The following is a 24,071-nucleotide window of genomic DNA, read 5'->3' on the forward strand; positions in this document are numbered from 1 at the left end:
TGCCTCAATCCGGCACTTCGGGCGGTATTTGCTACCGCATCTCCTGCGCCGGTTTCACCCCAAGAATACCAAGACCTGCGGAAATAACAATGGAAACGCTGCGCGCGAGCGCCAAATTGGCATGTGTTGCCGATTGGCTGCTCTCGTTAACAAATCGTAAACCTTCGTTACTTTTTCCGAGGTGGTACAATCCGTGCAGTTCGGACGCCAAATCATAGAGATAAAAGGCGATCCGATGCGGTTCATTGGTACGGGCGGCAATCTCGACCTGACGCGGCCATTCGCCCAATTTCTTAACAACCGAGAGCTGGGCAGGATCCGAGATCAGCGTCAGATCAGCGGATTTCAGCGTATCATCATCGCCCGCGATCCCCTCCGCTGCGGCACGCCGCAGTGTCGAGCAGATCCGCGCATTGGCATATTGCACGTAGAAAACCGGGTTGTCCTTGGATTGCTCCAGCGCCTTGTCGAGATCAAAGTCAAAGCCCTGATCGTTCTTGCGCGTCAGCAGCATGAAACGGGTCACATCCGGGCCCACTGCATCCACAACATCGCGCAGCATGACAAAGGTCCCTGCCCGCTTGGACATCTTGAATTCCTGGCCGTCCTTGAACAGTTTCACCAGTTGGCAGAGCTTGATGTCCAGGGGCACCTTGCCATCGGATAGCGCCGAAACCGCCGCTTTCATCCGTTTGACATAGCCACCGTGGTCAGCGCCGAAAATATCGATCAGCTCATCAAAGCCGCGGCTCACCTTGTCGTAGTGATAGGCGATATCGGGGGCAAAATAGGTCCAGGCGCCATCGGATTTCTTCACCGCGCGGTCCACATCATCGCCGTGGTCGGTGGATTTGAACAGGGTCTGCTCGCGCGGTTCCCAATCATCGGGCTTTTTGCCTTTTGGCGGTTCCAGAACACCCTGATAGATCAGGCCTTTTTCTTCCAGCTCCTTCAGCGCAGCCTCGATCCGGCCGGTGCCATAGAGGGATTTTTCCGAATAGAAAACATCCATCTCAATGCCAAGCCGGGCGAGATCCGCGCGGATCAGATCCATCATCGCATCGGTAGAGAACTCACGCACATCGGCCAGCCAGACATCCTCTGGCTGGTCCAGATAGGCATCGCCAACCTTGTCTTTCAGCGCTTCACCTACGGGGACCAGATAGTCCCCCGGATAGGTGCCATCTGCAAAGGCAATCTCCTGGCCGTGGGCTTCGAGATAGCGCAGGTAGACAGAGCGCGCCAGCACATCGACCTGCCCTCCCCCATCGTTGATGTAGTATTCACGGGTGACGTCATAGCCCGCATAGGCCAAAAGCGAGGCCAGCGCATCGCCAAAGACGGCGCCACGGGTATGGCCCACATGCAAGGGTCCGGTTGGGTTAGCCGAGACATATTCCACATTGACCCGCTTACCCGCCCCCTGGTCAGAGCGGCCAAAATCGGTTCCGGCCTTCAGCACCGCATCCACGACACCCTGCCAGACAACCGGCGCCAGCCGCAGGTTGAGGAAGCCCGGACCGGCCACTTCTGCCGAGGTGACGCGCGCGTCCGCTGCCAGCTTCCCCGCCAGCGCCTCTGCGATGTCGCGCGGCTTCATCTTGGCCGGTTTCGCCAGCACCATGGCCGCATTGGTCGCCATATCCCCATGGGCGGCATCGCGTGGCGGCTCAACCGCGACATTGGCAAAATCCAGCCCCTCGGGCAGCGCGCCCTCGGCGCTCATTGCGGTGAGGCTGTCGATCACAAGCGAACGGATATCGGTAAAGAGGTTCATAACTGGCGTCCCATTGGTTCAGGAGGGGATTACCACGCCCAGCCAAAGGGTCAAGCAGCTATGGCCCTCTGCGCTGGTAGGGCGCGACCGCTCACCCCGCAATATGGCCTCAAATCGGGCCTTCCATAGGCGGCGCGTGTCAGCTGAGGCTCAAAGCGGGTGCGCGCTAAAGGATTGCGTTCTGATCTTCCAGGATCTTGCCCCAAGTGTAGATCTCATAACTGCGCCAGGCGGGCTCATAAAAGGGGTCGTTTTGCACCAGCGCCTCGACCTCTTCCCGTGTTGCAGCCTCAACAACCCAGAGCGCGCCACAAAAGGCCCCATCTGGTCCGGGTTTCAATCCACCACCGATAAGCAGTTCCGGATGGGCCTTGGCATAGGCCACATGGGCGTCGCGTCTTGCCCTGTCGTCCCGAATGCGCTGCATCTCTGGTGTATCCTGAAAGATCACCGCCCAGCGCTGGGGTCTTTCCCCCACAGAGGTCACATCTCTAACTTCTGCGAGGCGGAGGATTTGCTCCAGCAGGTGATTTTATAGCGGCGAAGCGAGGCCACATAGTAGGGGTCGCGCAGGATCAGACGCTCCACCTCATCACGGGCCTCTGCTTCGACGTTCCAGATGGCCCCAGGGAAATCCTGCATGGGACGCATCGCCAGCGAGCCACCAATCTGCAACTGCGGATTGGCCCGCACAAAGGCGATATGTGCATCCCGGCGTCGCTTATCGCCGCGGATCTTGCTCATCTCTGGGGCATCTTGAAAGGTGACGGTCCAACTTGCCATTGCACAACTGACTCTCTTACGGTTTCCCCTTAAAAAAGCAGTTGCATGCCATACTCATAGGGCCAGTTCCAACAGGAGATGTATCCAAGAGGAGCATTTTCCCATTGCAGCATCGCTTTGAAAAAGTGAGTTTGCGGGAATGTTGGAAAGCCAGATCCTGCCTCTCTCACTCCTCGTGCTGATATGCCTTTCCATTGGCCTGTGGCTAAGCCCTGATTTCGTAGCCAGGATCGAGCGGCGGTTTCAGGCCCTGGCGGATCGCGTGATCCCTGTAGATGGCAGCGGTATTCGCAGCCTGACCAGCTGGGTTGCCCTGCTGGCGATTGCTGTTGCTTTGGGTCTACTGGTGAGTGGTACTGCTGAGCCTGCCCGACTGACCTCCCCCGCAGCGCTGGCCTACGCCTATATCTGGGTCCTTATGCTGAGCGGGTTCAGCCTGATCCATTTCTCGGTCACCGTACTCAGCGTGCTTTATCTGGCCAGCCGGCGCCGGGAGTTCCATCTGAAGCTTGAGCGGCTGTGGCGTGACACTTTTCTGTCGATGCTCTTGAACATCGCCAGTTTTGCCCTGCTGTTTCAATTGTTCGGCGTTGTGGACCCGACGGGTGAGATTACCACGCACTGGCGGGATTTGATCTATTTCTCCTCGGTGACCTTCTCGACCCTGGGATATGGTGACTTCCAGCCAGCCCCGCCCGCGCGCCTTTGGGCCGGGTTTGAGGCGATTATCGGCAATCTTCACCTGGGGATCTTTGTTGGCTCTATGCTGCTGACGGCAAAGGCGAAATAGCAGTGGGTTTATCCGCAGGCATATAGCTAGGCCTGCCAACGGCGGAGACCTATGGCGCAAAGCACTGCCGTGTTGTCCGACTAGAGTGATCGAACCGTTAGGCCTGTGAAGGGTTAAAGGAAAAGCCCCACCAGCAGGAGCGCAGGCATGGCGATCAGCATGCAGATGCTGACTTTGAGGTAGAATTTCTCTACCGATTTAAATCTTGCTTCTGTCATCTACGCCTCCTTTCCCTGTTAGGAATATAGGGGATTGATTGCCGAAATGCAAATGCACAGCACCCGGTCCAGCCCTCTCTCTCCCCTACGCCTGCACTTCGTAAGTGGTTAGGGCGCCTGCCCAAAAATCCGCTCATATTGTTGCAGGGCAAAGCGATCGGTCATCCCGGCGATATAGTCAGACACAAGCCGCGCCAGGGCAACCTGATCCCCACCGTCGCCTGCCAGCACCTTGGCGGCATCCGCTTGCCAATGTTCCGGCATCTCGTCCGGGTTTTCCAGAAAATAGGGAAAAAGCGCTTCGACCACCGCTGCCATACGCTTTCGAACCTCCATTACCGATGGAGCGCGATACATCCGGCGGAAGAGGAAGGCCCGAATTTCCTTTAGGTCCGTCCAGATCGGAGCAGAGAAGGCAACAACCGCATGATCCAGGCCACGCACCTCATCAACCGTTTGAACACCACTGCAGGTCAGGTTCTGACGGGCGGTGCCAATCACATCCTCCACCATGACCCCAAAGACCCGGCGCAGGGCCTCATGTCGCCGACGCAAGGAATCCAGCCCCGGATATTTCTGATCCACCTCACGGTAGGCCGCAGAAATGATCGGAAGCGTCATGATCTCCTCATCGGTGAAGAGACCCGCCCGCAGCCCATCGTGGAGATCATGGTTGTTATAGGCGATATCATCGGCCAATGCGGCCACCTGTGCTTCGGCACTGGCATAAGTATCCAGTTCAAGATCCATCGCCGCATTGCATTCGGCCAGGGCCCAGGGCAGCTCTCCCACTACGGGACCATTGTGTTTGGCAATAGCCTCCAGCGTCTCCCAGCTGAGGTTCAGCCCATCAAATTCAGCATAGTGACGTTCCAGCGCAGTAACGATGCGGATTGCCTGGGCATTGTGATCAAAGCCCCCATAGGGCGCCATGGCCGCATGCAGCGCGTCCTCGCCGGTATGACCAAAGGGGGTGTGCCCCAGATCATGGGCCAGCGCCACCGCCTCTGTCAGCTCCTGGTTCAGGCCCAAGGCGCCCGCGATGGTGCGCGCCACCTGCCCCACTTCGATCGAATGGGTCAGCCGGGTGCGGTAGCTGTCACCTTCGTGCTCCACAAAGACCTGGGTCTTATGTTTCAGACGGCGAAAGGCGCTGGCATGAATGATCCGGTCCCGGTCGCGTTGATAGGGGGAGCGAAAGCTGCTTTCCTCTTCAGGGATGAGCCGCCCCCGGCTTTGGTCCGGTTGGGTGGCAAAAGGCGCATATATCACCAATCTTTATCTCCCTAAATCTTGTCCCTTGCGCCGCAGCTTTCTATATAATGAGCTGCGCTGCAATACAGCATTGGAGAGACCGCATGCATCTGCCGCCAAAAGTGACCGAAAGAGCCTTTGCCCGCCTGAACGAAATCGGCGCGGCAACCCAGGGTCAAGCGCTGCGTATCGCGGTGGAAGGCGGCGGCTGTTCCGGCTTTCAGTATGAGATCGCCCTGGACGCGCCCAAAGAGGATGACCTGGTGCTGGAAGGTCAGGGAGAAAAGGTCGTTGTCGACAGCATCTCGCTGCCCTTCCTGGAAAACGCCGTCATCGATTTCACCGAAGAGCTGATCGGCGCGCGTTTCACCATTGAAAATCCCAATGCCTCATCCAGCTGCGGCTGCGGCACCTCTTTCTCCATGTAGCGCGCGCCTTGCGGCGCCAGCTTTCCAAACCCCTTGCTCCTTCACAGGCAAGCAATGCTCTTGATTGGGTTTTGCTCGGGTTATCTTACTGCCTGCATCTCTGCGCGCAGCTGCTGCCATAGCAAAAACAGCCCAGAGGTAATCACGATAAATCCCCCCAAAGATGTTCCGATTGTGGTCTGCTCCCCAAAGACCAAGGCGCCAATCACCAGCATCCAGACAAATTGCAGATTCATCAGGGCCGTCACCACATGGGCCTGCAGCAGACGCAGAGCCACCACAGCCAACCAACGCGCCGCAAAGAGCAGCACTGCATAGGCAAGAACCCAACCAAAATCTGCCAGAGGCATATCCTGCCAGACAAAGGGCAACACCGGCAGCATCACCAGACAGAGCAACAGATTAGGGTATAGCACCTGCGGTAGATTGGTGCTGTCGTGACGGCTGATATGGCGCGCCAAAATCATCGAGCAGGTCCCACAAAAGGCCCCCAGCAGTGCAATTGGATGCCCCCAGGTCAGCACTGCACTGCCACCATTTGAAAACAGGAAAAAGACCCCGGCGAACCCCGCCAACAGGGCCGCCCAGGCGCCGGGGGCAACCCTCTCTTTCAATATCCAGCCAGACAGAACCCCGGCCATCAGGGGCATGAGCCCGATAAAGAGAAACACCTGCGCGAAAGGCAACAACCGAAAAGCGTAGAAAAAGCAAACCGCAGCAAGCAGCGCCGCAATTGACCGCAGCAACATCGCCATCGGGGCATTTGTGCGCCAGACCTGCGTATGGGGGACCGGAGCGCCGCCATTGGGCACCGCAGCAGATGCTGCCCGCCCGCTAGTTTGGGAAGAAATACTCCGCCCCGCGAGAAACTGGGACAGCTTTGAGAGCAGAAGACAAAGCCCAGCAACAATTGCACCGGAAAACACATAGAGTTGAGCGGGCGCATAGCCCTGGGCCAGAAGCTTTGTTATCCCATCCGCTGCAGAGATCGTACCAGTGTAAAGCAGTACCAAGAGCCCGCCTAAAATGGCGCCGCTCTTTAGGCGAATTTGGCCCGGCTGCCCCATTCTGAGCCTGGGTCGCTGCTGCGTGGCAACCACCGGAGCTGCCCGCCTAGCCTGCTCTGGGCCAAAGGCCTTGGTCATGCGGCACCTCCCAGGGTTTCTGGGATCATGCCACTGCGGGCAAAATGCTCAAAAAACTCTCCAAAATGATTGGTGCTGCCTTCCGCCAGCAAAAGAAGCCCGGCCTGTGCCTCACTAAGACCAGCGAGGATGCTCGCGCGCTGCCCACCCCAGTCCGCCCCCCTACCCACGCCTCCAGTAGAGGAACAGAAGATCAACTGCGAAAGCGCCTGCAATACACCCGGAACAACGGGTTGATGAAAGCTCACCCCGCCCCCCGAGGCCAGAGGTGCGGAGAAGGCCCCCCCATGGCGGGTGGCCCGCAGCCATTCCTGAACAAAATAGACGTGATAATCATCCTGGCCGGAAAACCCGTCCTTCTGAACCTCAAACTGCTCCAAATGACACTGCAGCCAATGTTCCCATTGTCGTGGCACAGCGGCCCCCGCGTAGCGCAAAGCAACACAGACCTCTGCCAGAAGGTCCGCATCCTGGTCGAGCAAGGCCAGTAGTCCAACGTAGATCAAGCTTTGGTGCGCATTGGCGCTGAGGTCCGGCGCGGACCGCCCATATTGAGAGAGGTAGAATACTATATGGGTGAGCTCATAACCCGCCTTTTTGTTCGGCAGGCAAAACTGTGAGCTGGCCTCCATGAAGCGGTGCAATCGCTCCTGCAGGCCGGGAAAATCACATTTGACCCCGCGTCGCACCAGCAGGCGCTGCGCCTCAGCCCGTTGCAGATCAGAAAGCTCCTGCTGTGGCAGGCCTTCGACCTGAACCCAGCGTGCCAGATCCGCAGCAATACCGTCTCTGCGAGATAGGGCAAAGCCGCCGCTGGCCGCCAGATCTTCTAGGTCCATGCAGATCGACAGGAAGAACCTGTAATAGGGACGAAAGAAAAACAGCGCGCGCCGGGCTTCCTGGTAGAAATCGCGCAAAGGCAAAAGAGCCTCCGCCGCCAAAGTAGGCCCTGTCCCCGTGGCCTCCAGAATATTCAGCAGCTCCGCGTTTTCTTTCAACCAGAGAACGCTTTGCTGGGGGTGGCGGGCCTGCGCGATTGAGTGGATCAATGCAGTCTGTGCCGCCTGCCCACGTCTGAGCCGCAACTCCGGAAACCTGAGGATTTCAACCATCTCAACTTCCTTTCGTGCAATGCCTTTTCAGCGCTCAATCCCCGAACTGTGTGCAAGAAATGCACCTGCTTCTCTTCCGTGGCTGGCCCTCCTGGTTTTCAGGAAGGCCAAGGCAGGCTCCTCAGCTGCCCGAAGAGAACAGGTGCACCGCCTCCCCGGCCTCACGATCCACCAAGCTAACCGGGGCAGACCCAGAGGAAAACAATTCAACCAGCCCCCCCTGGTCGCGGCTGATCTGGCCGCTGGGCGCTGAACCGGAAGAGAACATCTCTACCCCATTACCTGCCCAGGCTGCGGCGCGGGTGCTGAGCGAGCCAGAACTGAAGAGCTGCGCCCCGCAACCCCGCTCCATGGGTCCGTGTTCCGCAGAAATCGACCCGGAGGAAAACAATGAAACCCCGTCGCCTGTCAGCAGACATCCGCCTCTCTGCGCATTTGGATTTGAAGACGTGGCGACCTGAGCGGGAAATTTGTACAAAGCAGTCATAAGGATCTCCATTTTTGAACCAAGACCACTTGAGGCTGACATGCATTTCCAAGGCAGGTGAAGCCGCGTCACTCAATCAAAGATTGCTCCTTTCCATTTACCCACTTCAATTACTCAATTGAGGTTACTGTTTATTTTTCAATAATTTATTACGCCCACAAGCCAGGGTTCAGACTATCCACAAGGCGGTATTTGCAAGGTCAATTCAAATTACCATAGATTGAATCCGCGATTTTTGCAAATCCACCGCCGAACCTGCCGCGAGTTCAGCCTGAACGATTCGACAATTCCCAGCGGATGCTTGCCCCCATAGCCGCTTTGCGCGATAGCTGTTGCCAGCCACAAATTCGGTCCCGCAGGAGAACCTCATGAAAATCGCCAGCTTCAATATCAACGGCATCAAAGCGCGAGCCGCTGCTCTGCCTCAATGGTTGGATGAGGCGCAGCCGGATGTGGTTCTGCTGCAGGAAATCAAATCGGTAGATGAAGCTTTCCCGCGCGAACTCTTTGAGGAGCGCGGTTACAATGTCGAAACCCATGGGCAGAAAAGCTTCAACGGCGTTGCCATCCTGTCAAAACTGCCCCTGGAGGATATTCGGCGCGGCCTGCCCGGGGATGACAGCGATGAGCAGGCCCGTTGGATCGAAGCCACAGTAGTGGGCAAACAGGCACTGCGTATCTGCGGCCTCTACCTGCCAAATGGCAACCCGGTTGAGCTGGAGGTGGACGGAAGCCCTGTGGCGGGTGGCAAATACGCCTATAAGCTTGCCTGGATGGAGCGGTTGCATAAGCGCGCGCAGGACCTCCTGGCGGAAGAGACCCCTGCCCTGATGGCGGGCGATTACAACATCATCCCCCAGGCCGAAGACGCCAAGCGCCCGGAAGCCTGGCGCGAGGATGCCTTGCACCGCCCGGAAAGCCGCGCGGCCTATCAGCAGATTGTGAACCTCGGCTTCACCGAAGCCTTCCGCGCCCGTCACCAAGGCCCTGGGCATTATTCCTTCTGGGACTATCAGGCGGGTGCCTGGAACCGAGATGATGGCATTCGCATTGATCATTTCCTGCTATCACCACAGGCCGCTGACCTACTGCGCGATTGCCAGATCGACAAAGAGATCCGCGGTCGGGAAAAGCCCTCGGACCATGTCCCAATCTGGGTGGATCTGGACCTGTAGCTCCAACTCCCCAGAACCAATCATACCCAGCGGAGGCGCGTACTCCGCTGAAGGGGCCGGTTTGCAAGGGCAGTATTCAGATCCTAAAACAGGCATGCAAAACTGACTTTGCCGCAGCGCTGCCTAATCCAGTAATTTCAAAGCATAGCTAGGCTTGCTCTGTTTCCTTGGCCTTCTCGGTTGCCTTCCCAGAAGCCCCTTGCTCTGTCACATTGTGGCGATAGATCCAATCGAACTGCTGCACCATCCGCGCCGGAGCCAGGCGACCGGCGGTCCTGAGGATCTGATGCGCGGGCCAGTTCAGTGGTGGGCGCAGGTGGTATTTCCAGGCATTGCTGGTCGCCGCATCAACAACCTTTTCCGCCCGATCCTTTCGGCAGGCCTGATAGCAGGCCAGGGCCGCTGGAATATCACTGGGCGAGGCCTTAATGCACTGCCCCAGAACCCAGGCATCCTCTAGCGCCAGGTTGGCGCCTTGGGCCATGAAGGGCAGCGTTGGATGCGCCGCATCCCCCAGGAGCACCAAAGCGCCGCGATGCCAGTTGGTGGCCACCGGGTGGCGGAACAGGCCCCACAGCATGACTTCATCGATCTGGTTCATCAGCTGCCCAGCCACCCCGCCGAAACTGGCAAAAGCTGTTTTTACATTCTCGGGCGCGTCCTGAATATGCCAGCCCTCATCCGCCCAGGCCTTGCGCTCTTGCACCGCCACCAGGTTCACCTTGCTGCCATCGCGCAGGGGATAGGCAACCAAATGGCGTCCTGGGCCCATGAAGACCTGCGCTTCATTTGGCAATTCAGAGGTATTCGGCACGATTGCCCGCCAGGCCACCTGCCCGGTAAACCTCGGCTGTCCTGCCTCATTCAGAGCCTTGCGCGCTTTGGAATGAAGCCCATCGGCTCCAATGATCAAATCGCCACCGCATTGAGCGCCATTTGCCAGTTGCAGAACCGGTTTTGGGTTATGCTCAACCCGCAGCACCTTTTGCAAGAGCCGGATCTGAACACCTTCCTCACGGGCGGCATCGGCCAGGATTTGGATCAGGTCTGCGCGATGCACAAAATAGAAGTTTAGATCCGAGGCATATTGCTCCAGATCCAGGCGCAGCACCTCTTGGCCTTGGCGATGGGAGCGCAGGACAACTGCCCGCGCGCGCGGCGACCGCCAGATCAGATCATCCTGAAGGCCGAGTTTGCGTAGAACGGCCATACCATTGGGCGAAATCTGCAAACCGGCACCAACCTCAGAGATCGCCTCGGCCTGTTCCAGAACAGTAACCTCTGCCCCCATGCGACGCAGGATGAGCGCAGCCGTCAGACCACCAATTCCGGCACCGGCAATCGTAATATTGAGATGATCCAATGCCATTGGGGCGATTTCCCTGTCTTCGTATAGCATCCATATACAAAAAACGCCGGGGCGACAGGCCCCGGCGCTGATGTTTTTTGGTCAGAATTACGAAAATCAGTCGTCGCGATGGACTTTTTCGCGCCGTTCGTGCCGCTCCTGAGCCTCAAGGCTCATAGTGGCAATCGGACGGGCATCCAGACGCTTCAAGGAAATAGGTTCTCCAGTCACTTCACAGTAACCGTATTCGCCTTCGTCAATTCTGCGAACTGCAGCATCGATTTTGGCAACCAATTTGCGCTGACGGTCTCTTGTGCGCAGCTCCAAAGCCCTATCGGTCTCTTCGCTGGCACGATCCGCAACGTCGGGAATGTTGCGGGTGTTGTCTTGCAGGCCTTCAATCGTATCGCGGCTATCTGCGAGCAATTCCTGCTTCCAATTCAGAAGTTTACGTCGGAAATACTCAAGCTGCCGATCATTCATGAAAGGCTCATCTTCGGCCGGACGGTAGTCTTCCGGCAGAAACATCTCTTGTTTCATTTCGGCTCCTTCGGTCTCGCCCATAATGTAAGTCTCAATTTCTATTGCGCCATACATTCTGGCTCCCCATGCCGCTGCATTTATCCCCTGCAAGTCAGAATGTCACTACTGAATAGTAAACAGCCTTGGTTAATAGCCCCCTAAGAGGTTCTGGCACCCCGCAAGTGTCAACAAAACCAGCGCTTTATCACATAGCGCACAGAAACCACCCAAGGTTGCGCGGCTTCCTCTTTTGGCTACTCCGTGACACCAAAACAGGGAGGCCTGCTAACACATGCAAGCAAGCGCCAACCGGTGGATGATCGCAGGGAGGAATCAGTTTTGCACCAACCCTCCGCGTACTTTCACCTATGTCGCAAGCGCGCGGAAAGCCATTGGCAGGCCGCAGGATCCGCGACGCAACGGCCCCGCTTGCAAAGCAGGGCCGCTGCGACTACCCCTGCCTGAACGCAAGCAGGAGCAGATCATGCGCTTTGAAAGCACCGAAACCTATGTTGCCACCGACGACCTCAAGATTGCTGTGAACGCGGCGGTGACGCTTGAGCGGCCACTTCTGGTCAAGGGGGAGCCCGGCACCGGCAAGACGGAACTTGCCCGCCAGGTTGCAGAGGCACTGGGGCTCAGGATGATCGAATGGAACGTGAAATCCACCACCCGCGCCCAGCAAGGTCTTTATGAATACGATGCGGTCAGCCGGTTGCGCGACAGCCAATTGGGCGAAGAGCGCGTGCATGACGTTAAGAACTACATCAAGAAGGGAAAGCTCTGGGAAGCCTTTGAGGCGGGTGAAAAGGTTGTTCTGCTGATTGACGAGATCGACAAGGCGGATATCGAATTCCCAAACGACCTCCTGCAGGAACTCGATAAGATGGAGTTCCACGTCTACGAGACCGGTGAAACGATCAAGGCCAAGCACCGCCCGATCATGATCATCACCTCGAACAATGAAAAAGAGCTGCCAGACGCCTTTTTGCGGCGCTGCTTCTTCCACTACATCCGCTTCCCCGATGCGGAAACGATGAAGAAAATTGTCGAGGTGCATCACCCCGGGATCAAGGAAGACCTGCTGACCACTGCGCTCACCCAATTTTATGAGATCCGCGACACCCAGGGGCTCAAAAAGAAACCCTCCACCTCCGAGGTTCTGGATTGGCTGAAGCTCTTGCTGGCTGAAGATCTGAGCCCAGAGGATCTGGCGCGTGATGGCGCCAATGCGCTGCCGAAACTGCATGGTGCTCTGCTGAAGAACGAGCAGGATGTCCACCTCTTTGAGCGCCTGGCCTTTATGGCGCGTGGGCGCCGCTGAGCCGGTTCACATTTGCGTTTAGGCGCCCCTATGCCGTTGATGGTATTGGGGTGCCTTTGCTACACCTCTGTTGAACCGGCTTCCATTGTTAGGCGGGCGCTTCAAATTCATGCCTCGTTATCCTATCACTTGTTATAGATGCATTTCGCCGCGCCCCTTTTGGGCCTTTTCCTAAGCCACTCTAGGAGTTTTCATGGCATTGCGGATCCGCACCGGCATTGACCACCCTGGCCCTGATCATGCGGGGTTTTAGCCGATGAGAATGCCCTGGCGCGCCCTGCAACGACCTGCCTTTTCCATCGCGATCGCCGCGTTTTTTCTGGCGGCTTGCTCACCAGTGGCTGACCGCGCTACCCCTGCCAGTCGCAACAATGCCTCGGTGCTGAACCTGCCGCCGGTCAAGTCCTTTGCCAGATCCAATCCGCAGGCGCCGCAGCGCGCGAACAAGGACATGATCCGCGATTTTCTGGATCTGCATTTTCGCCTGGAAGGCGGAACCGAGCTGCCGATTTTCACCCGGTTCGAAGAGCCGATCACCCTGCGCTTAACCGGCACGCCATCACCGGGCTTGCAGGCGGATCTGAACCGGCTTTTGTCGCGACTGCAGCGCGAGGCCGGGGTTCCAATCCGCCAAACCAGAGGCAGCTCTGCTCATATCACCCTGCAATCCGTGTCCGGTGAGGCCATCCGCCGTGTCCTGCCCAAGGCGGCCTGCTTTGTGGTGCCTAATGTCAACTCACTTGCGGATCTCAAGCGCAAACGGCGCAGTCCCCTGACCGATTGGGCGCAGCTGCGCCAACGCAAACAACTGGCGATCTTCATCCCCAATGATGTGAGCCCTCAGGAAGCGCGCGATTGCCTGCATGAGGAACTGGCGCAGGCCATTGGCCCCTTGAACGACCTGTACCGCCTGCCGGATTCCGTGTTCAACGATGACAACACCCATACGGTCCTCACCGGGTTTGACATGTTGGTCCTACGTGCGACCTATGCCCCGGAGCTGAAAACCGGGATGAGCCGCTCTGAGGTCGCCGCGCGCTTGCCCGCGATCTTTGCGCGTCTGAACCCCGCTGGGGAAAATCGTCCCTCCCGCCCTCTGCCAGAAACGCATCCCACCTGGAGTACTGCGATAGAAGCCGCTTTGGGACCCAGCACTCTTCTGACTTCTCGTAAGAAAGCGGCGAATGCGGCGGTGCGCATTGCCCGGAACCTGGGCTGGCAGGACCACCGTCGCGCCCAGAGCCACTATGTACTGGGTCGCCTTATCCAACCCAGCAAGCCTGCTCTCGCCCATCGACACTTCAAGGCGGCGATGGCCACCCTGCGCAAGATGCCCGGCACAGAGTTGCAGCAGGCCGTGATTGGGGCCCGGCTTGCGGCCTTTGATATCGCCAGAGGGGATGGCTCTGGGGCCCTGGCACGCATTGCGCCAACCATTGCAGCGGCCTCTCGCTATGAAAACGCCGCCTTGTTGGCCAATGCGCTGTTGATCAAAGCCGAAGCGCTGGAACTGCAGGGCAATCTCCGGGAAGCCAATGCGCTGAGGCTGGACAGCCTGGGTTGGGCACGCTACGGCTTTGGCCCGGATTGGACCAGTCAATTGGTTGCAGATGCAACATCTGACCCGGGTTCGCGTACGAATTGACCGCGCCCATGAAGATCGGCGCGTAGAGGAACAGAACAGAGATGATTATCAACGAAGTTGTCGTAGGCGCCGTCCTGTTGGGCGCCATACTGGGTGCGCTGAAAGCAAAGAAACGTGGCGGCAATCTTGCGGATAGACTGCAATATGGCGCTGTCCTGGCGATCTTCTTTGGTATTCTGGCGGTATTCGCCAATGTCATGATCTACCGCGTCGTCCTGTGACCCCGCTGCGCTAACCGCAAGAGAAACCAATGTTCCAGCCCTTTTTCGAAAACCTGCGCAAGGCCGGTATTCCGGTTTCCCTGCGGGAGTATCTCACCTTTCTGGAAGGCATGAAAAAGGGCATCGCCACCTATGACATAGAGGCGTTTTACTTTCTCGCCCGCGCGGCCATGGTCAAGGATGAGCGCAATATCGACAAGTTTGACCGCGCCTTTGCCGCCAGTTTCGAAGGGCTGGAGGCGATTTCACCCGAGGCCGTCATGGATGCGGTCGACATCCCCGAAGAGTGGATCCGCAAGATGGCGGAGAAACACCTGAGCGAGGAAGAGCGCAAGGAAATCGAAGCGCTTGGTGGTTTTGACAAGCTGATGGAAACCCTTAAAGAGCGCCTGAAAGAGCAGCAGGGACGCCATCAGGGCGGCAATAAGTGGATCGGCACTGCGGGCACCTCTCCGTTTGGGGCCTATGGCTATAACCCCGAAGGGGTGCGCATCGGCCAGAAGGAAAGCCGCCATCAACGCGCGGTTAAGGTCTGGGACAAGCGGGAGTTCAAGAACCTCGACGGCGATGTGGAACTGGGCACCCGCAACATCAAGGTGGCGCTGAAACGTCTGCGCCGCTGGGTCCGCGAAGGCGCCCACGAAGAGCTGGATCTCGACAATACCATCCGCGCCACCGCCGAGCACGGCTACCTCGATGTGAAAACCCGCCCCGAACGGCACAATGCGGTCAAGGTTCTGCTGTTCCTGGATGTGGGCGGCTCGATGGACCCCCATATCAAGGTGGTGGAAGAGCTGTTCTCTGCGGCGCGCAGCGAATTCAAGCATCTGGAATATTACTACTTCCACAATTGCCTCTATGAGGGCGTGTGGCGCGACAATCGGCGGCGCTGGGATGCCCAGACCTCAACCGATGAGGTGCTGCGCACCTATGGGCCTGATTACAAATGCATCTTTGTTGGCGATGCCTCCATGTCGCCCTATGAAATCGCCTACCCTGGCGGCGCCAATGAGCATTGGAACAAAGAGGCGGGTCAGGTCTGGCTGGAACGGGCCCGGGCGCAGTGGTCTTCAAATCTCTGGATCAACCCGGTGCCCGAAAAATACTGGGACTACACCCATTCCATCGGCATGATCCGCGAGATCTTCGATGATCGCATGGTGCCAATGACCCTCTCCGGACTGGAAGAGGGCATGAAGGAACTCACCCGCTAAGGCGCCTCCCCCGTAATGGCTTCCTCCATGTAGGGTTGGGCCATCTGGGACCAGGGAATGCGGTTAAGTACAGTGGTGGGCAGCTCAGTTGCCCGCACGCTTGATGGAATGGCGCCAAAACCGCAGCATCAGGAACACCCCGGCAAAGCAGAGGCCCAGAACCAGGCCACTCCAGATGCCAACGCCCCCCAGGTCAAAGACAAAGCCCAGAACGTAGGAAACCGGGATACCGATCGCCCAATAGCTCAGCGCGGCGATGACCATTGGCCAGTTGGTGTCCTGTACCCCGCGCAAAAGCCCCAGGGCCACCACCTGCATTCCATCGGCCAATTGAAACAGCGCTGCCATCACCAGAAGCGCGGTCCCAACAAGGATAATCTCTTGCTTGTTCGGTTCGTCCGCGTCCAGGAACAGTGAAATCAACTGCTCTGGCAGCAGCAGAAAGGCTGCGATCCCAATGGCCGACATCGCCAGCGACAGGCAGATCACCACGCGCGCACCGGTGGCCATATGGGGCCGATCTCCGCGACCATAGGCATTGCCCGCCCGAATGGTGGCCGCATTGCTGAGCCCCAGATGCACCATGAAGGTCAACCCGCCCAGGGTCATGGCAACCCCGTGGGCTGCCAGCGGAATTGTTCCCAGCCAGCCCATCATCATAGAAGATGCCGCAAAAAGACTGACCTCGCTCAGGTTGGTTAAGCCAATGGGCATACCCAGTCTGAAGACCCGGAAGAACATCTCCCAGTCCGGGCGGTGGAAGTTTTTCAGGATCTCATGCTCTGGCAGAACCCAAAGCGCATAACCCGCGACCGCAATCAGTGAAATCCCCTGCGTCACAATCGAAGCGATCGCCGCACCGGCAATTCCCATTTCAGGTGCGCCCCAATTGCCAAAGATCAGGGCGTAGTTCACGACGCCATTTACCAGAGCCGCAAGAATGGTGATCCAAAGCACGATCTGCGTGCGCTCCAGCGCAGCCAGATAGGATTTCAGCACCATGACCAAAAGTGCCGGGAACAATCCCCAGCCCGCCAACCGCAAATAAGCAGAGGCATGTTCGGCCACTTCCGGCTTTTGTCCCAGCAGCAGAAGGATTGGGTGCGAATAGAGTAGCAAGGGCATTGCGACCATTGCAAAGAGCAAGGATAGCCAAAGCCCCATTCGGGTGGTGCGCCGGATCTGGCGCCCCTCGCCAGAGCCTGCTGCCGCCGCAACCAGGGGCATGACAGCAATGGCAAAACCCGCCCCCAAGAGGAAAAGCACAAAGAAATAGGATCCCGCCAGGGTCACCGCCGCCAGGGCCTCTGCACCGTACCAACCCAGCATGATGGAATCAGTCATGCCAATGGCAAACTGCGCCACATGGCCGCCAACCAGTGGCAGACCCAGCGAAAGAACAGCGCCGACGTGCCCCCGTGTGGACATCGCTTTGGCATTTGGGGTGGTGTGGCTCATCTCAGACATGAGGGTACACATATCAATTCCCCACTTCCGGGCAAGCACCAGAAGAAGGATTTGGCAGTCAGAGGTGATCTTGTGCTGCAACATCTATGTGCGGAAATGCGCAATCTGCCCATTTGGAGCAGATGACCTATCCATTCCGCAGCAGTAAACGAGAAGAGAGTTGCCTATCCTAGCAAGGTCTCGGCATGGTCCGGAAACAGGGTTGCGGCGGCCCGCAGGGCGCGTTCTGTGGCCTCTTCCCCGGCTCCGGGTTTCCAGAAAAGATGCAGTTTCTGCCAGTAACCATCGGTCATGCGGTCGATCCAATCGCTGGCAAATTCCACATGCTCCTCTTGCCCCGGTGCAAGGCTTTGGCAAATTCTTTGCAACTCCTCCAGGCGCTTTGTCTCATAGGCTTCCGAAATCTCTGCATATTGCTGCACAAATTTCTGCTCTCCCAGAAAGGCATACCAGACGGTCAGCGTGTCCGGGTTGCAGATCCCCGGATCAAAATCCGCGCGGATCACCTCCCGCAATTGTGACGCCGGATCCTCTCCTGCGGCCTTGAGCGCTGCATACCAATGAGTTTCATACCGGCGATAGAGGTCGCGCATGGCCTCGGTCAGGATGCCCGTCTTTGATTTGAAGTAGAAAACCGCAACCCCCTGGGACAGCTCGGCCTCATTAGCGACCGTCGCCAAGGTGGTTCGTGCAAGCCCGTGGAGAACGATGGAACGAAAGGCCGCATCCAGGATTTGCCGCCTGCGCATATCGGCGTTTTCCTTGCGCTCTTTGCGCGGTTTTGCTGGCTTTGCAGTCATCTCTGGTTCTCTTTGTCTCGGCTAACCCCTTGTTTCACAAAAGAGAGGATCTGTCATTTGCATTATTTTTGAGTGAGCGCTCAAATAAACTTTACTCGAGAAAACTCCATTCCTATGCTTCCAGCATCCTCCGGCGACTCTCCCGGCCCTAGCATCAGGACGTGAACAATGACCAAGTTGACCCCCTCCCCTCTTGCCAATTCCCCAGGGGCCGCAGAGCTGAGCCAATGGGATCGCATGCATCAGCTCCACCCCTGGATGGCGATGGAAGACTGGCGCAGCTACGACAACATGTTGATGGAGCAGGCAGAGGGGATCTATCTGCAGGATGCGAATGGCAAACGCTACATCGATGGCCCAGGCGGTATGTGGTGCAGCCAGATCGGCTATGGGCGCCAGGAAATGGCCAATGCGATTGCCGAGCAGGTCCTGAAACTGCCCTATGCCTCTCCCTTCACCAATGCGACAGAGCCCTCTGCCCTCTTGGCGCGCAAACTGGCCGAACTGGCCCCGGGTGATTTGAACAATGTCTTCTTCACTACCGGTGGCTCCACCGCTGTGGATACCGCTTTGCGCACCATGCAGTACCTGAACAACCGCCGGGGTTTGCCGCAAAAGAAAATGATCCTCGCGCGCGAAAAGGGCTATCACGGCTCCACCTATCTGGCCCATTCGGTTACCGGCAAGGAACGCGACAAGAGCCAGTTCGATTTTGAAACCCGGCTGGTGCATTTCCTGCCGGATGTGAATCCCTATCACCGCCCCTCAGAGATGGGGCTGGAAGCCTGGTGCGATGCCAAGGTCGCCGATATGGAGATGGCGATTGCAAAGATCGGTGCCGAGAACATCGGCGCCTTCATTGCTGAGCCGATCCTCTCTTCCGGCGGGGTGATCGTGCCGCCGCCGGGCTATCAACAGCGCACGCTGGAACTCTGCCGCAAACACGACATCCTCTATATCTCCGATGAGGTGGTGACAGGGTTTGGCCGCCTCGGTCATTGGTTCGCCTCTGAGGAGGTCTTTGACATCGAACCGGACATGATCACCTGCGCAAAGGGGCTGACCTCTGGCTATCTGCCGCTGGGCGCCTGCATCATTTCTGACCGTGTCCTGCAGCAGATGAGCCATCTGGGAGAGGCCTCCACCTATACCAATGGCTATACCTATTCCGGGCATCCGGTCTCTTGCATGGCGGCACTCAAGAATATCGAGATCATGGAGCGTGAGGATCTCTTGGCGCATGTCCGCGCCGTCACCCCGCAGTTTCAGGCCCGGCTGCAAGCGCTGCGGAAATACCGTATCGTGGGCGATACCCGCGGGATGGGCCTCTTGGGCTGTATCGAGGGCAAGGCCGAAGATCTGGAGGCAGAACGGCAGCTTGGAGCCAAGATTGATGCCGCCTGCGAGGCCATGGGTCTCATCGTGCGCCCGCTGATCAATATGGCGGTCTTCTCTCCGCCCCTGATCATATCCTCTGGGCAAATCGATGAGATGTTCGACATTCTCGAAAAGGCCATCCAACAGGTGGAAGCGGAACTATGAGGACTATGTGGGCGCGGCTGCGCGCGCCCGCCCCTCTTTGGCCTCGATTGCACCTGTCAGGGCAAAATGCGCGGGAAACATGGCGGCTAAAAAGCGAAAGACGATCCGCATCGCCTCTTCGCGGTCAAAGCGGTCCGGATGTAGCAGATAGTCCGTCCACATCCCTTCTAGCATTGCCAGGGTACCATGGGTTGCGTCGCGGGCCACTGCGGCCCCGTCGGCGCAGCCCGCCTCCTTTACCACGCGCAAAAAGGCATTGTGGATCATGTTGCGCAGCCGCCCATCACGGGTATCGGAATATTCGGCAATCACGGTTCGATTGCGCGCCTCCCCCCGGAAGGCATACCAGATGCTGACATTGCGACGGTTCAAGACCCGCTCACTCAGGTCGCCGCGCACGATCATTTCAATCCGCGCCTGCGGAGTATCACCTGCGGTCTGCAGCAATGCCTCGATCCCGTCGTAATACTCCTCCGAGGAATGGCGCGCGGCGGCGTGGACCAGATTATCCTTACCGCCAAAATGCAAGTGTATCATGCCCCGCGACAGCCCAGCGCGTTGAATGATCTCGCTGACGGAGGTTTCCGAAATCCCCTTTTCGGCAACGGATTCCAGCACGGCTTCGATCAGCGCAAGGCGGTTATGTTCGCGATTTTGTTCCCTTTTGCCGGGCATCCGGCCTCCGATCTAGAAGTCTCTCTCCAGGTTAACCAGCGCTGTTACGCGCTTTGGCCCAGCGCATCAAGCGGGCCTGGTCCATCAGTTTAGTCATAGAATGGGAATTTCTCCAAGCAAAATGGACGCTTGTACATTTTTTGAAGAATCCAGTTGACAGAAGCCCCCAGGAGCCTCCAGATTTCGATGGACGATTGTCCATTTTTTATCAGGACGCCTCGCCCGCAAACCCTATGCAAGCAATGGAACCACATGGCTGGACTACTCAAATCAGAGGCAGGTAAAGGCCTAGCGCTGAGTGCACCAGCCTCCCTCTATGTGGGGCTGTTGGTCGCGGGGCCACTGGGCATTCTGGTTGCCTATAGTTTCTGGACTCAGACCTATGTCGAAATCGACAAAACCCTGACCTGGGCAAATTATCTGGAGGCCGCCACCGACCCTCTGGTGCGCCACCTGGTACTGCGTTCGATCTTCATCGCTGGGGCAGTGACCGCTGCAACCGTGGCGCTGGCCTATCCCATTGCCTATTTCATCGCCTTTCGCACCAACAAGAAGACCCTGTGGCTTTTGCTGATCACCATTCCCTTTTGGTCCAGCTATCTCCTGCGGGTGTTCAGCTGGAAACTGATCCTGGGGTTCAACGGGGTGATGAATTCAGCGCTGCTGTCGCTGGGCGTGATTGATGAGCCCCTGACCTTTCTCCTCTACAATGAATTTGCGGTGGTCCTGACCCTGGCCCATGCCTGGGCACCCTTTGCCATCCTGCCGATCTATGTCTCGCTACAGAAGATCGACCGCTCGCTGCTGGAGGCCGCCACCGATCTGGGCTGTTCCAAACTGGAGCGGTTCATCCGCGTCACCCTGCCCCTGACGGTCCCCGGTATCATCGCGGCAAGCCTGATCATCTTTATCCCCACCGTGGGCGATTATGTGACCCCATCATTGGTGGGCGGATCGCAGGGCAAGATGATCGCCAACCTCATTCAGGTGCAGTTTGGCCCCGCCAATAACTGGCCATTGGGGGCAACGCTTTCGCTGGTCGCCATGGCTGCTGTCGGCGTGGTTGCCATCCTCTTTGTCCTCCTGGCAACCGCATTGGGAAGGAGGATCCGTTGAGTACACCCCTACGCAGGCCTTTCAGATTTCCATGGCTGTTCACCTATGCCATCGGTTACCTGATCTTCCTTTATCTGCCCGTCTTGCTGCTGCCGCTGTTTTCCTTCAACGATGGAACTATCGTCGCCTTTCCCATGAAAGGCTTTACCCTGAAATGGTACGCCCAGCTTGGTGCGCAGGACACGCTCTTGCAGGCTATGGGCAACTCGCTGATTGTCGGAGCCGTGACGGCGGTGGTGGCTACGGCTCTGGGGCTCTTCGCGGCGCGCGCCTATGTGCGCTACAGCTTCAAGGGGCGTGAACTGTCCGAAGGGCTGGTGATGCTGCCGCTGGTCATTCCCGGCATCATCGTGGCCTCCTCCATGCTGGTCCTGTTCATATCACTGGGACTGCGGCCCTCTCTGACCACGGTCATCCTGGGGCATGTCTTCCTTGCCCTGCCCTTTGCGGTCTCAATCATGAAATCCGCCTTTGACGATTTTGACCAATCTCTGGAAGAGGCTGCCTTTGACCTGGGTGAAAGTGTCATCGGCACCTTTCGCCGGGTAACCCTGCCCATCGTGGCGCCGGGCATCGTGGCCAGCCTTTTGGTCACCTTTACCGTCTCCTTTGATGAGTTTGTGCTGGCCTTCTTCCTCTCGGGCAACCAGCCGACCCTGCCGGTCTATATCTGGAGCCAGATCCGCTTCCCGGCAAAGCTGCCAAACACGCTGGCACTTGGCTCTCTGCTGCTTCTGGCCTCGGTCGTCTTGCTGCTGACCGCCGAATACTTCCGCCGCCGCTCCACCAAATCCGCCAAATGATCCCCCTGTATAAGAGGACCACAGATGACTGATCAGAACATCATCGAAATCTCCGGGGTGGAAAAGCGCTTTGGCACCTTTGTTGCCGTGCGCGACTTGAACCTGGAGCTGAAAGAAGGCGAGTTCTTTTCCCTTCTTGGCCCCTCGGGCTGCGGCAAGACCACAGCGCTGCGCATGATTGCCGGGTTTCAGGATCATGACGCGGGCAGCATCCGCATTGCAGGCCAAGACATGGCCAATATCCCGGCCAACAAACGCCCCGCCAATATGGTATTTCAATCCTATGCGATCTTTCCGCATCTGAACGTGGGCGACAATGTCGCCTTTGGTCTGCGTAAGCTGGGTCTTGGTAAGGTGGAGATGCAGAACCGCGTTGCCGAAGCATTGGAGATGGTCGAACTTGGCGGTTTGCAAAGCCGCAAGGCGGATGAGCTTTCGGGCGGTCAACGCCAGCGCGTTGCCCTTGCCCGTGCGCTGGTTATGCGCCCCAAGGTGCTCTTGCTGGATGAGCCCCTGTCGGCGCTTGACAAGAACCTGCGTGAGGCGATGCAGCTGGAAATGCGCCGCCTGCAGCAGAAACTTGGCATCACCTTTGTGATGGTCACCCATGACCAATATGAAGCCATGACCATGTCCGACCGTATTGGTGTGATGTTTCAGGGCAAGCTGGAGCAAGTTGACCGTCCAGAGGTGCTCTATGCGCGTCCCTGCAATCGCCGGGTGGCCTCTTTCATTGGCGGCATGAATTTTCTGGAGGCGCGGGTCAGGGCAGATAATGGTGCTTCGGTGGAGGTAGATCTGCAGGGCTTTGGCCCGCTCACCATCGATGTGAACCCCAATGCCATCAGCCGCAGCCCGGATCTGTTGGCGGGCATCCGCCCGGAGCAATTGGAGATCAGCGCCACCCGCCCCGAAGACTATGACGCTTCTTTGCAGGGCATCGTCAGCGACATCGCTTTTTATGGCGAAAGCGTTCACTACTATGTGCGCGCCGAAGGGGTCGAAGACCCCATCGCGGTCGCTGTCCCCAATTACTTTCATACGGTTGATTACAAACGCGGTGACCAGGTCTGGCTGGGCGTTCAAAACGCCTCGGTCATTGATCTGGGGGCCCGCGAAGGATGAGGATAAAGGGAGGAAGACAATGAAGCATTTTGTAACTGCACTGGCGGCTGCCACCGCTCTGGGCGCCACAACCACGATGGCCACGGCGGATGCCGCCAGCCTGTCGGTCTTTGACTGGTCCGGCTATGAAGATCAGGGATTTTATGGGGACTATGTCGCCAAATATGGCGGCGCGCCCAGCTATACCTATTTCGGCAGCGTCGAAGAGGCCTTTACCAAGCTGCAATCGGGCTTTGCTGCGGATCTGGCCCATCCCTGCACCGATGGTCTGCGCAAATGGGTTGCAGCGGGTCTGCTGAAACCCATCGACACCTCGAAAATCAGCAATTGGGACAAGCTCCTGCCGCAGATCAAGGATGTGGATGGCGTCACCATCGACGGCAAGACCTATATGGTTCCCTTTGAATGGGGCAATACCGGCCTGATCTATCGTACCGATCAGATCAGCGAAGAGCAGGTCTCTTTGCAATTGCTGTCTGATCCCGCCTACCAGGGCAAGGTCGCCATACCCGATGCGGCCTCCTCTGCCTATGCGATGGCCGCCCTCGCCACCGGCGCCTCCAGCTATACGGATATGAGCGAGGAGGAGTTTCAGAAAGCCTCGGACTTTTTGCGCACCATCCACCCCAATATCCGCTTTTACTGGTCTGACGCGGGCCAGTTGGACCAGGCCCTTGCCTCGGGCGAGGTCACCATGGGCTGGGGCTGGAACCAGTCGGAGCTGAACCTGATCTGGAACGAGACCCCGGCCAAGATGATGCGTGACACCGACAAGGGCATTGCCACCTGGGTCTGCGGCTACGTGCATCTGGAAGCCTCAACCCAAAGCGACGAGCAGGTCTATGACATGCTGAACGCGCTGAGTGCTGAAGCCAGTGGCAAGTATATCATCGAAAGCTGGGGCTATGCCCACTCGAATGCCGCTGCTTTTGAGTCAGCAGATCAAGGCCTCATCGAGACCTATGGTTTTGCGGATGTGGACAGTTTCTTTGAAGACAGCCTGTTCTTTGACGCGGTGAACCCAAAACTTGAAGGCCGGATGCTGAAGGAATTTGAGCGCATCAAAGCTGGTTTCTGACTTCTAGGGGCGGCGGAGGTCC

General features: G+C 57.8%; 24 protein-coding genes. 12 read left to right on the forward strand and 12 right to left on the reverse strand.

The window, feature by feature from the left end; genetic code table 11:
- Window positions 1–31 precede the first annotated feature (31 nt).
- The 3 genes from argS to RSK20926_RS12540 all read right to left on the reverse strand — a co-directional run bounded on the left by argS (window position 32) and on the right by RSK20926_RS12540 (window position 2,560).
- A complete protein-coding gene (argS, locus tag RSK20926_RS12530; protein ID WP_008207196.1) occupies window positions 32–1,777 on the reverse strand; it encodes an arginine--tRNA ligase in 1,746 nt (581 codons plus the stop codon).
- 166 nt (window positions 1,778–1,943) lie between these two features.
- Entirely contained in the window at window positions 1,944–2,255 is a 312-nt protein-coding gene (locus RSK20926_RS12535; RefSeq protein ID WP_232281893.1) for a YciI family protein, read from the reverse strand.
- 5 nt (window positions 2,256–2,260) lie between these two features.
- Window positions 2,261–2,560, reverse strand: a complete 300-nt coding sequence (locus tag RSK20926_RS12540) for a hypothetical protein (protein WP_008207198.1) — start codon at window positions 2,558–2,560, stop codon at window positions 2,261–2,263.
- A gap of 139 nt (window positions 2,561–2,699) precedes the next feature.
- Between RSK20926_RS12540 and RSK20926_RS22115 the strand changes: the two genes are divergently transcribed.
- Window positions 2,700–3,350 carry an ion channel gene (locus tag RSK20926_RS22115; RefSeq protein ID WP_008207199.1) on the forward strand — a complete coding sequence of 217 codons (651 nt, stop codon included), beginning with the start codon at window positions 2,700–2,702 and terminating at the stop codon, window positions 3,348–3,350.
- A gap of 326 nt (window positions 3,351–3,676) precedes the next feature.
- Here the strand turns inward: RSK20926_RS22115 and RSK20926_RS12550 are convergent, their stop codons facing one another.
- Complete coding sequence (locus RSK20926_RS12550) at window positions 3,677–4,837, reverse strand: deoxyguanosinetriphosphate triphosphohydrolase (protein ID WP_037255055.1); 1,161 nt, start codon at window positions 4,835–4,837, stop codon at window positions 3,677–3,679.
- An 89-nt stretch (window positions 4,838–4,926) separates the two neighbouring features.
- On the opposite strand from RSK20926_RS12550, the gene RSK20926_RS12555 reads away from it, so the two are divergent.
- Complete coding sequence (locus RSK20926_RS12555) at window positions 4,927–5,250, forward strand: HesB/IscA family protein (RefSeq protein WP_008207202.1); 324 nt, start codon at window positions 4,927–4,929, stop codon at window positions 5,248–5,250.
- Between the two features lie 80 nt (window positions 5,251–5,330).
- Here the strand turns inward: RSK20926_RS12555 and RSK20926_RS12560 are convergent, their stop codons facing one another.
- The 3 genes from RSK20926_RS12560 to RSK20926_RS12570 form a co-directional block, all read right to left on the reverse strand.
- On the reverse strand, window positions 5,331–6,395 hold the full coding sequence (locus RSK20926_RS12560) for a DMT family transporter (protein WP_008207204.1): 1,065 nt from the start codon (window positions 6,393–6,395) through the stop codon (window positions 5,331–5,333).
- Window positions 6,392–7,507, reverse strand: a complete 1,116-nt coding sequence (locus tag RSK20926_RS12565; RefSeq protein WP_008207206.1) for a DUF6902 family protein — start codon at window positions 7,505–7,507, stop codon at window positions 6,392–6,394. The genes RSK20926_RS12560 and RSK20926_RS12565 overlap by 4 nt, the downstream gene beginning before the upstream one ends.
- A 121-nt stretch (window positions 7,508–7,628) precedes the next feature.
- A complete protein-coding gene (locus RSK20926_RS12570) occupies window positions 7,629–7,994 on the reverse strand; it encodes a DUF6749 family protein (protein ID WP_037255059.1) in 366 nt (121 codons plus the stop codon).
- 368 nt (window positions 7,995–8,362) lie between these two features.
- Between RSK20926_RS12570 and xth the strand changes: the two genes are divergently transcribed.
- Window positions 8,363–9,169, forward strand: a complete 807-nt coding sequence (xth, locus tag RSK20926_RS12575) for an exodeoxyribonuclease III (RefSeq protein ID WP_008207210.1) — start codon at window positions 8,363–8,365, stop codon at window positions 9,167–9,169.
- 148 nt (window positions 9,170–9,317) lie between these two features.
- Here xth and RSK20926_RS12580 read toward each other — a convergent pair whose 3' ends face one another.
- Together RSK20926_RS12580 and dksA are read right to left on the reverse strand one after the other, a co-directional pair.
- Complete coding sequence (locus RSK20926_RS12580) at window positions 9,318–10,538, reverse strand: FAD-dependent monooxygenase (RefSeq protein WP_008207214.1); 1,221 nt, start codon at window positions 10,536–10,538, stop codon at window positions 9,318–9,320.
- Between the two features lie 96 nt (window positions 10,539–10,634).
- Complete coding sequence (dksA, locus tag RSK20926_RS12585; RefSeq protein WP_037255064.1) at window positions 10,635–11,057, reverse strand: RNA polymerase-binding protein DksA; 423 nt, start codon at window positions 11,055–11,057, stop codon at window positions 10,635–10,637.
- Window positions 11,058–11,523: 466 nt separating this feature from the next.
- On the opposite strand from dksA, the gene RSK20926_RS12590 reads away from it, so the two are divergent.
- From RSK20926_RS12590 to RSK20926_RS12605, 4 genes are all read left to right on the forward strand, one after another.
- Window positions 11,524–12,363 (forward strand): AAA family ATPase, encoded by an 840-nt coding sequence (locus RSK20926_RS12590; protein ID WP_008207218.1) that lies wholly within the window; start codon window positions 11,524–11,526, stop codon window positions 12,361–12,363.
- A gap of 262 nt (window positions 12,364–12,625) precedes the next feature.
- Window positions 12,626–14,008 (forward strand): DUF2927 domain-containing protein, encoded by a 1,383-nt coding sequence (locus tag RSK20926_RS12595; protein WP_008207220.1) that lies wholly within the window; start codon window positions 12,626–12,628, stop codon window positions 14,006–14,008.
- Between the two features lie 41 nt (window positions 14,009–14,049).
- Complete coding sequence (locus RSK20926_RS12600) at window positions 14,050–14,229, forward strand: hypothetical protein (RefSeq protein WP_008207221.1); 180 nt, start codon at window positions 14,050–14,052, stop codon at window positions 14,227–14,229.
- Between the two features lie 29 nt (window positions 14,230–14,258).
- Entirely contained in the window at window positions 14,259–15,443 is a 1,185-nt protein-coding gene (locus RSK20926_RS12605; protein ID WP_008207222.1) for a vWA domain-containing protein, read from the forward strand.
- A gap of 84 nt (window positions 15,444–15,527) precedes the next feature.
- Here RSK20926_RS12605 and RSK20926_RS12610 read toward each other — a convergent pair whose 3' ends face one another.
- Together RSK20926_RS12610 and RSK20926_RS12615 are read right to left on the reverse strand one after the other, a co-directional pair.
- Window positions 15,528–16,901: an MATE family efflux transporter gene (locus RSK20926_RS12610; RefSeq protein ID WP_037255066.1), complete on the reverse strand. Its 1,374-nt coding sequence runs from the start codon at window positions 16,899–16,901 to the stop codon at window positions 15,528–15,530.
- A 173-nt stretch (window positions 16,902–17,074) separates the two neighbouring features.
- Window positions 17,075–17,710, reverse strand: a complete 636-nt coding sequence (locus RSK20926_RS12615) for a TetR family transcriptional regulator (RefSeq protein WP_008207224.1) — start codon at window positions 17,708–17,710, stop codon at window positions 17,075–17,077.
- Window positions 17,711–17,878: 168 nt separating this feature from the next.
- On the opposite strand from RSK20926_RS12615, the gene RSK20926_RS12620 reads away from it, so the two are divergent.
- Window positions 17,879–19,252, forward strand: a complete 1,374-nt coding sequence (locus RSK20926_RS12620; RefSeq protein ID WP_008207225.1) for an aminotransferase — start codon at window positions 17,879–17,881, stop codon at window positions 19,250–19,252.
- A 3-nt stretch (window positions 19,253–19,255) separates the two neighbouring features.
- Here RSK20926_RS12620 and RSK20926_RS12625 read toward each other — a convergent pair whose 3' ends face one another.
- Window positions 19,256–19,927: a TetR family transcriptional regulator C-terminal domain-containing protein gene (locus tag RSK20926_RS12625; protein ID WP_008207226.1), complete on the reverse strand. Its 672-nt coding sequence runs from the start codon at window positions 19,925–19,927 to the stop codon at window positions 19,256–19,258.
- 252 nt (window positions 19,928–20,179) lie between these two features.
- Here RSK20926_RS12625 and RSK20926_RS12630 point away from each other — a divergent pair, with 252 nt between their 5' ends.
- The 4 genes from RSK20926_RS12630 to RSK20926_RS12645 are packed head-to-tail and all read left to right on the forward strand — an operon-like array spanning window position 20,180 to window position 24,049.
- Window positions 20,180–21,043, forward strand: coding sequence for an ABC transporter permease (locus RSK20926_RS12630; protein WP_008207228.1), 864 nt, complete (start codon window positions 20,180–20,182; stop codon window positions 21,041–21,043).
- Entirely contained in the window at window positions 21,040–21,846 is an 807-nt protein-coding gene (locus tag RSK20926_RS12635) for an ABC transporter permease (protein WP_008207229.1), read from the forward strand. The genes RSK20926_RS12630 and RSK20926_RS12635 overlap by 4 nt, the downstream gene beginning before the upstream one ends.
- Window positions 21,847–21,870: 24 nt before the next feature.
- On the forward strand, window positions 21,871–22,971 hold the full coding sequence (locus tag RSK20926_RS12640) for an ABC transporter ATP-binding protein (RefSeq protein WP_008207231.1): 1,101 nt from the start codon (window positions 21,871–21,873) through the stop codon (window positions 22,969–22,971).
- A gap of 19 nt (window positions 22,972–22,990) precedes the next feature.
- Window positions 22,991–24,049 carry an extracellular solute-binding protein gene (locus RSK20926_RS12645; RefSeq protein ID WP_008207233.1) on the forward strand — a complete coding sequence of 353 codons (1,059 nt, stop codon included), beginning with the start codon at window positions 22,991–22,993 and terminating at the stop codon, window positions 24,047–24,049.
- Window positions 24,050–24,071: the final 22 nt, after the last annotated feature.

The organism is Roseobacter sp. SK209-2-6, from assembly GCF_000169455.1.
GTDB lineage: Bacteria > Pseudomonadota > Alphaproteobacteria > Rhodobacterales > Rhodobacteraceae > Pseudophaeobacter.

Coding starts and splice junctions, on each gene's coding strand:
- RSK20926_RS12590 (WP_008207218.1), top strand. CDS start 11,524: ATGCGCTTTGAAAGCACCGAAACCTATGTTGCCACCGACGACCTCAAG.
- RSK20926_RS12625 (WP_008207226.1), bottom strand. CDS start 19,927: ATGCCCGGCAAAAGGGAACAAAATCGCGAACATAACCGCCTTGCGCTG.
- RSK20926_RS12580 (WP_008207214.1), bottom strand. CDS start 10,538: ATGGCATTGGATCATCTCAATATTACGATTGCCGGTGCCGGAATTGGT.
- RSK20926_RS12640 (WP_008207231.1), top strand. CDS start 21,871: ATGACTGATCAGAACATCATCGAAATCTCCGGGGTGGAAAAGCGCTTT.
- RSK20926_RS12605 (WP_008207222.1), top strand. CDS start 14,259: ATGTTCCAGCCCTTTTTCGAAAACCTGCGCAAGGCCGGTATTCCGGTT.
- argS (WP_008207196.1), bottom strand. CDS start 1,777: ATGAACCTCTTTACCGATATCCGTTCGCTTGTGATCGACAGCCTCACC.
- RSK20926_RS12570 (WP_037255059.1), bottom strand. CDS start 7,994: ATGACTGCTTTGTACAAATTTCCCGCTCAGGTCGCCACGTCTTCAAAT.
- RSK20926_RS12615 (WP_008207224.1), bottom strand. CDS start 17,710: ATGACTGCAAAGCCAGCAAAACCGCGCAAAGAGCGCAAGGAAAACGCC.
- RSK20926_RS12600 (WP_008207221.1), top strand. CDS start 14,050: ATGATTATCAACGAAGTTGTCGTAGGCGCCGTCCTGTTGGGCGCCATA.
- RSK20926_RS12620 (WP_008207225.1), top strand. CDS start 17,879: ATGACCAAGTTGACCCCCTCCCCTCTTGCCAATTCCCCAGGGGCCGCA.
- RSK20926_RS12540 (WP_008207198.1), bottom strand. CDS start 2,560: ATGGCAAGTTGGACCGTCACCTTTCAAGATGCCCCAGAGATGAGCAAG.
- dksA (WP_037255064.1), bottom strand. CDS start 11,057: ATGAAACAAGAGATGTTTCTGCCGGAAGACTACCGTCCGGCCGAAGAT.
- RSK20926_RS12595 (WP_008207220.1), top strand. CDS start 12,626: ATGCCCTGGCGCGCCCTGCAACGACCTGCCTTTTCCATCGCGATCGCC.
- xth (WP_008207210.1), top strand. CDS start 8,363: ATGAAAATCGCCAGCTTCAATATCAACGGCATCAAAGCGCGAGCCGCT.
- RSK20926_RS12565 (WP_008207206.1), bottom strand. CDS start 7,507: ATGGTTGAAATCCTCAGGTTTCCGGAGTTGCGGCTCAGACGTGGGCAG.
- RSK20926_RS12560 (WP_008207204.1), bottom strand. CDS start 6,395: ATGACCAAGGCCTTTGGCCCAGAGCAGGCTAGGCGGGCAGCTCCGGTG.
- RSK20926_RS22115 (WP_008207199.1), top strand. CDS start 2,700: ATGTTGGAAAGCCAGATCCTGCCTCTCTCACTCCTCGTGCTGATATGC.
- RSK20926_RS12630 (WP_008207228.1), top strand. CDS start 20,180: ATGGCTGGACTACTCAAATCAGAGGCAGGTAAAGGCCTAGCGCTGAGT.
- RSK20926_RS12555 (WP_008207202.1), top strand. CDS start 4,927: ATGCATCTGCCGCCAAAAGTGACCGAAAGAGCCTTTGCCCGCCTGAAC.
- RSK20926_RS12645 (WP_008207233.1), top strand. CDS start 22,991: ATGAAGCATTTTGTAACTGCACTGGCGGCTGCCACCGCTCTGGGCGCC.
- RSK20926_RS12610 (WP_037255066.1), bottom strand. CDS start 16,901: ATGAGCCACACCACCCCAAATGCCAAAGCGATGTCCACACGGGGGCAC.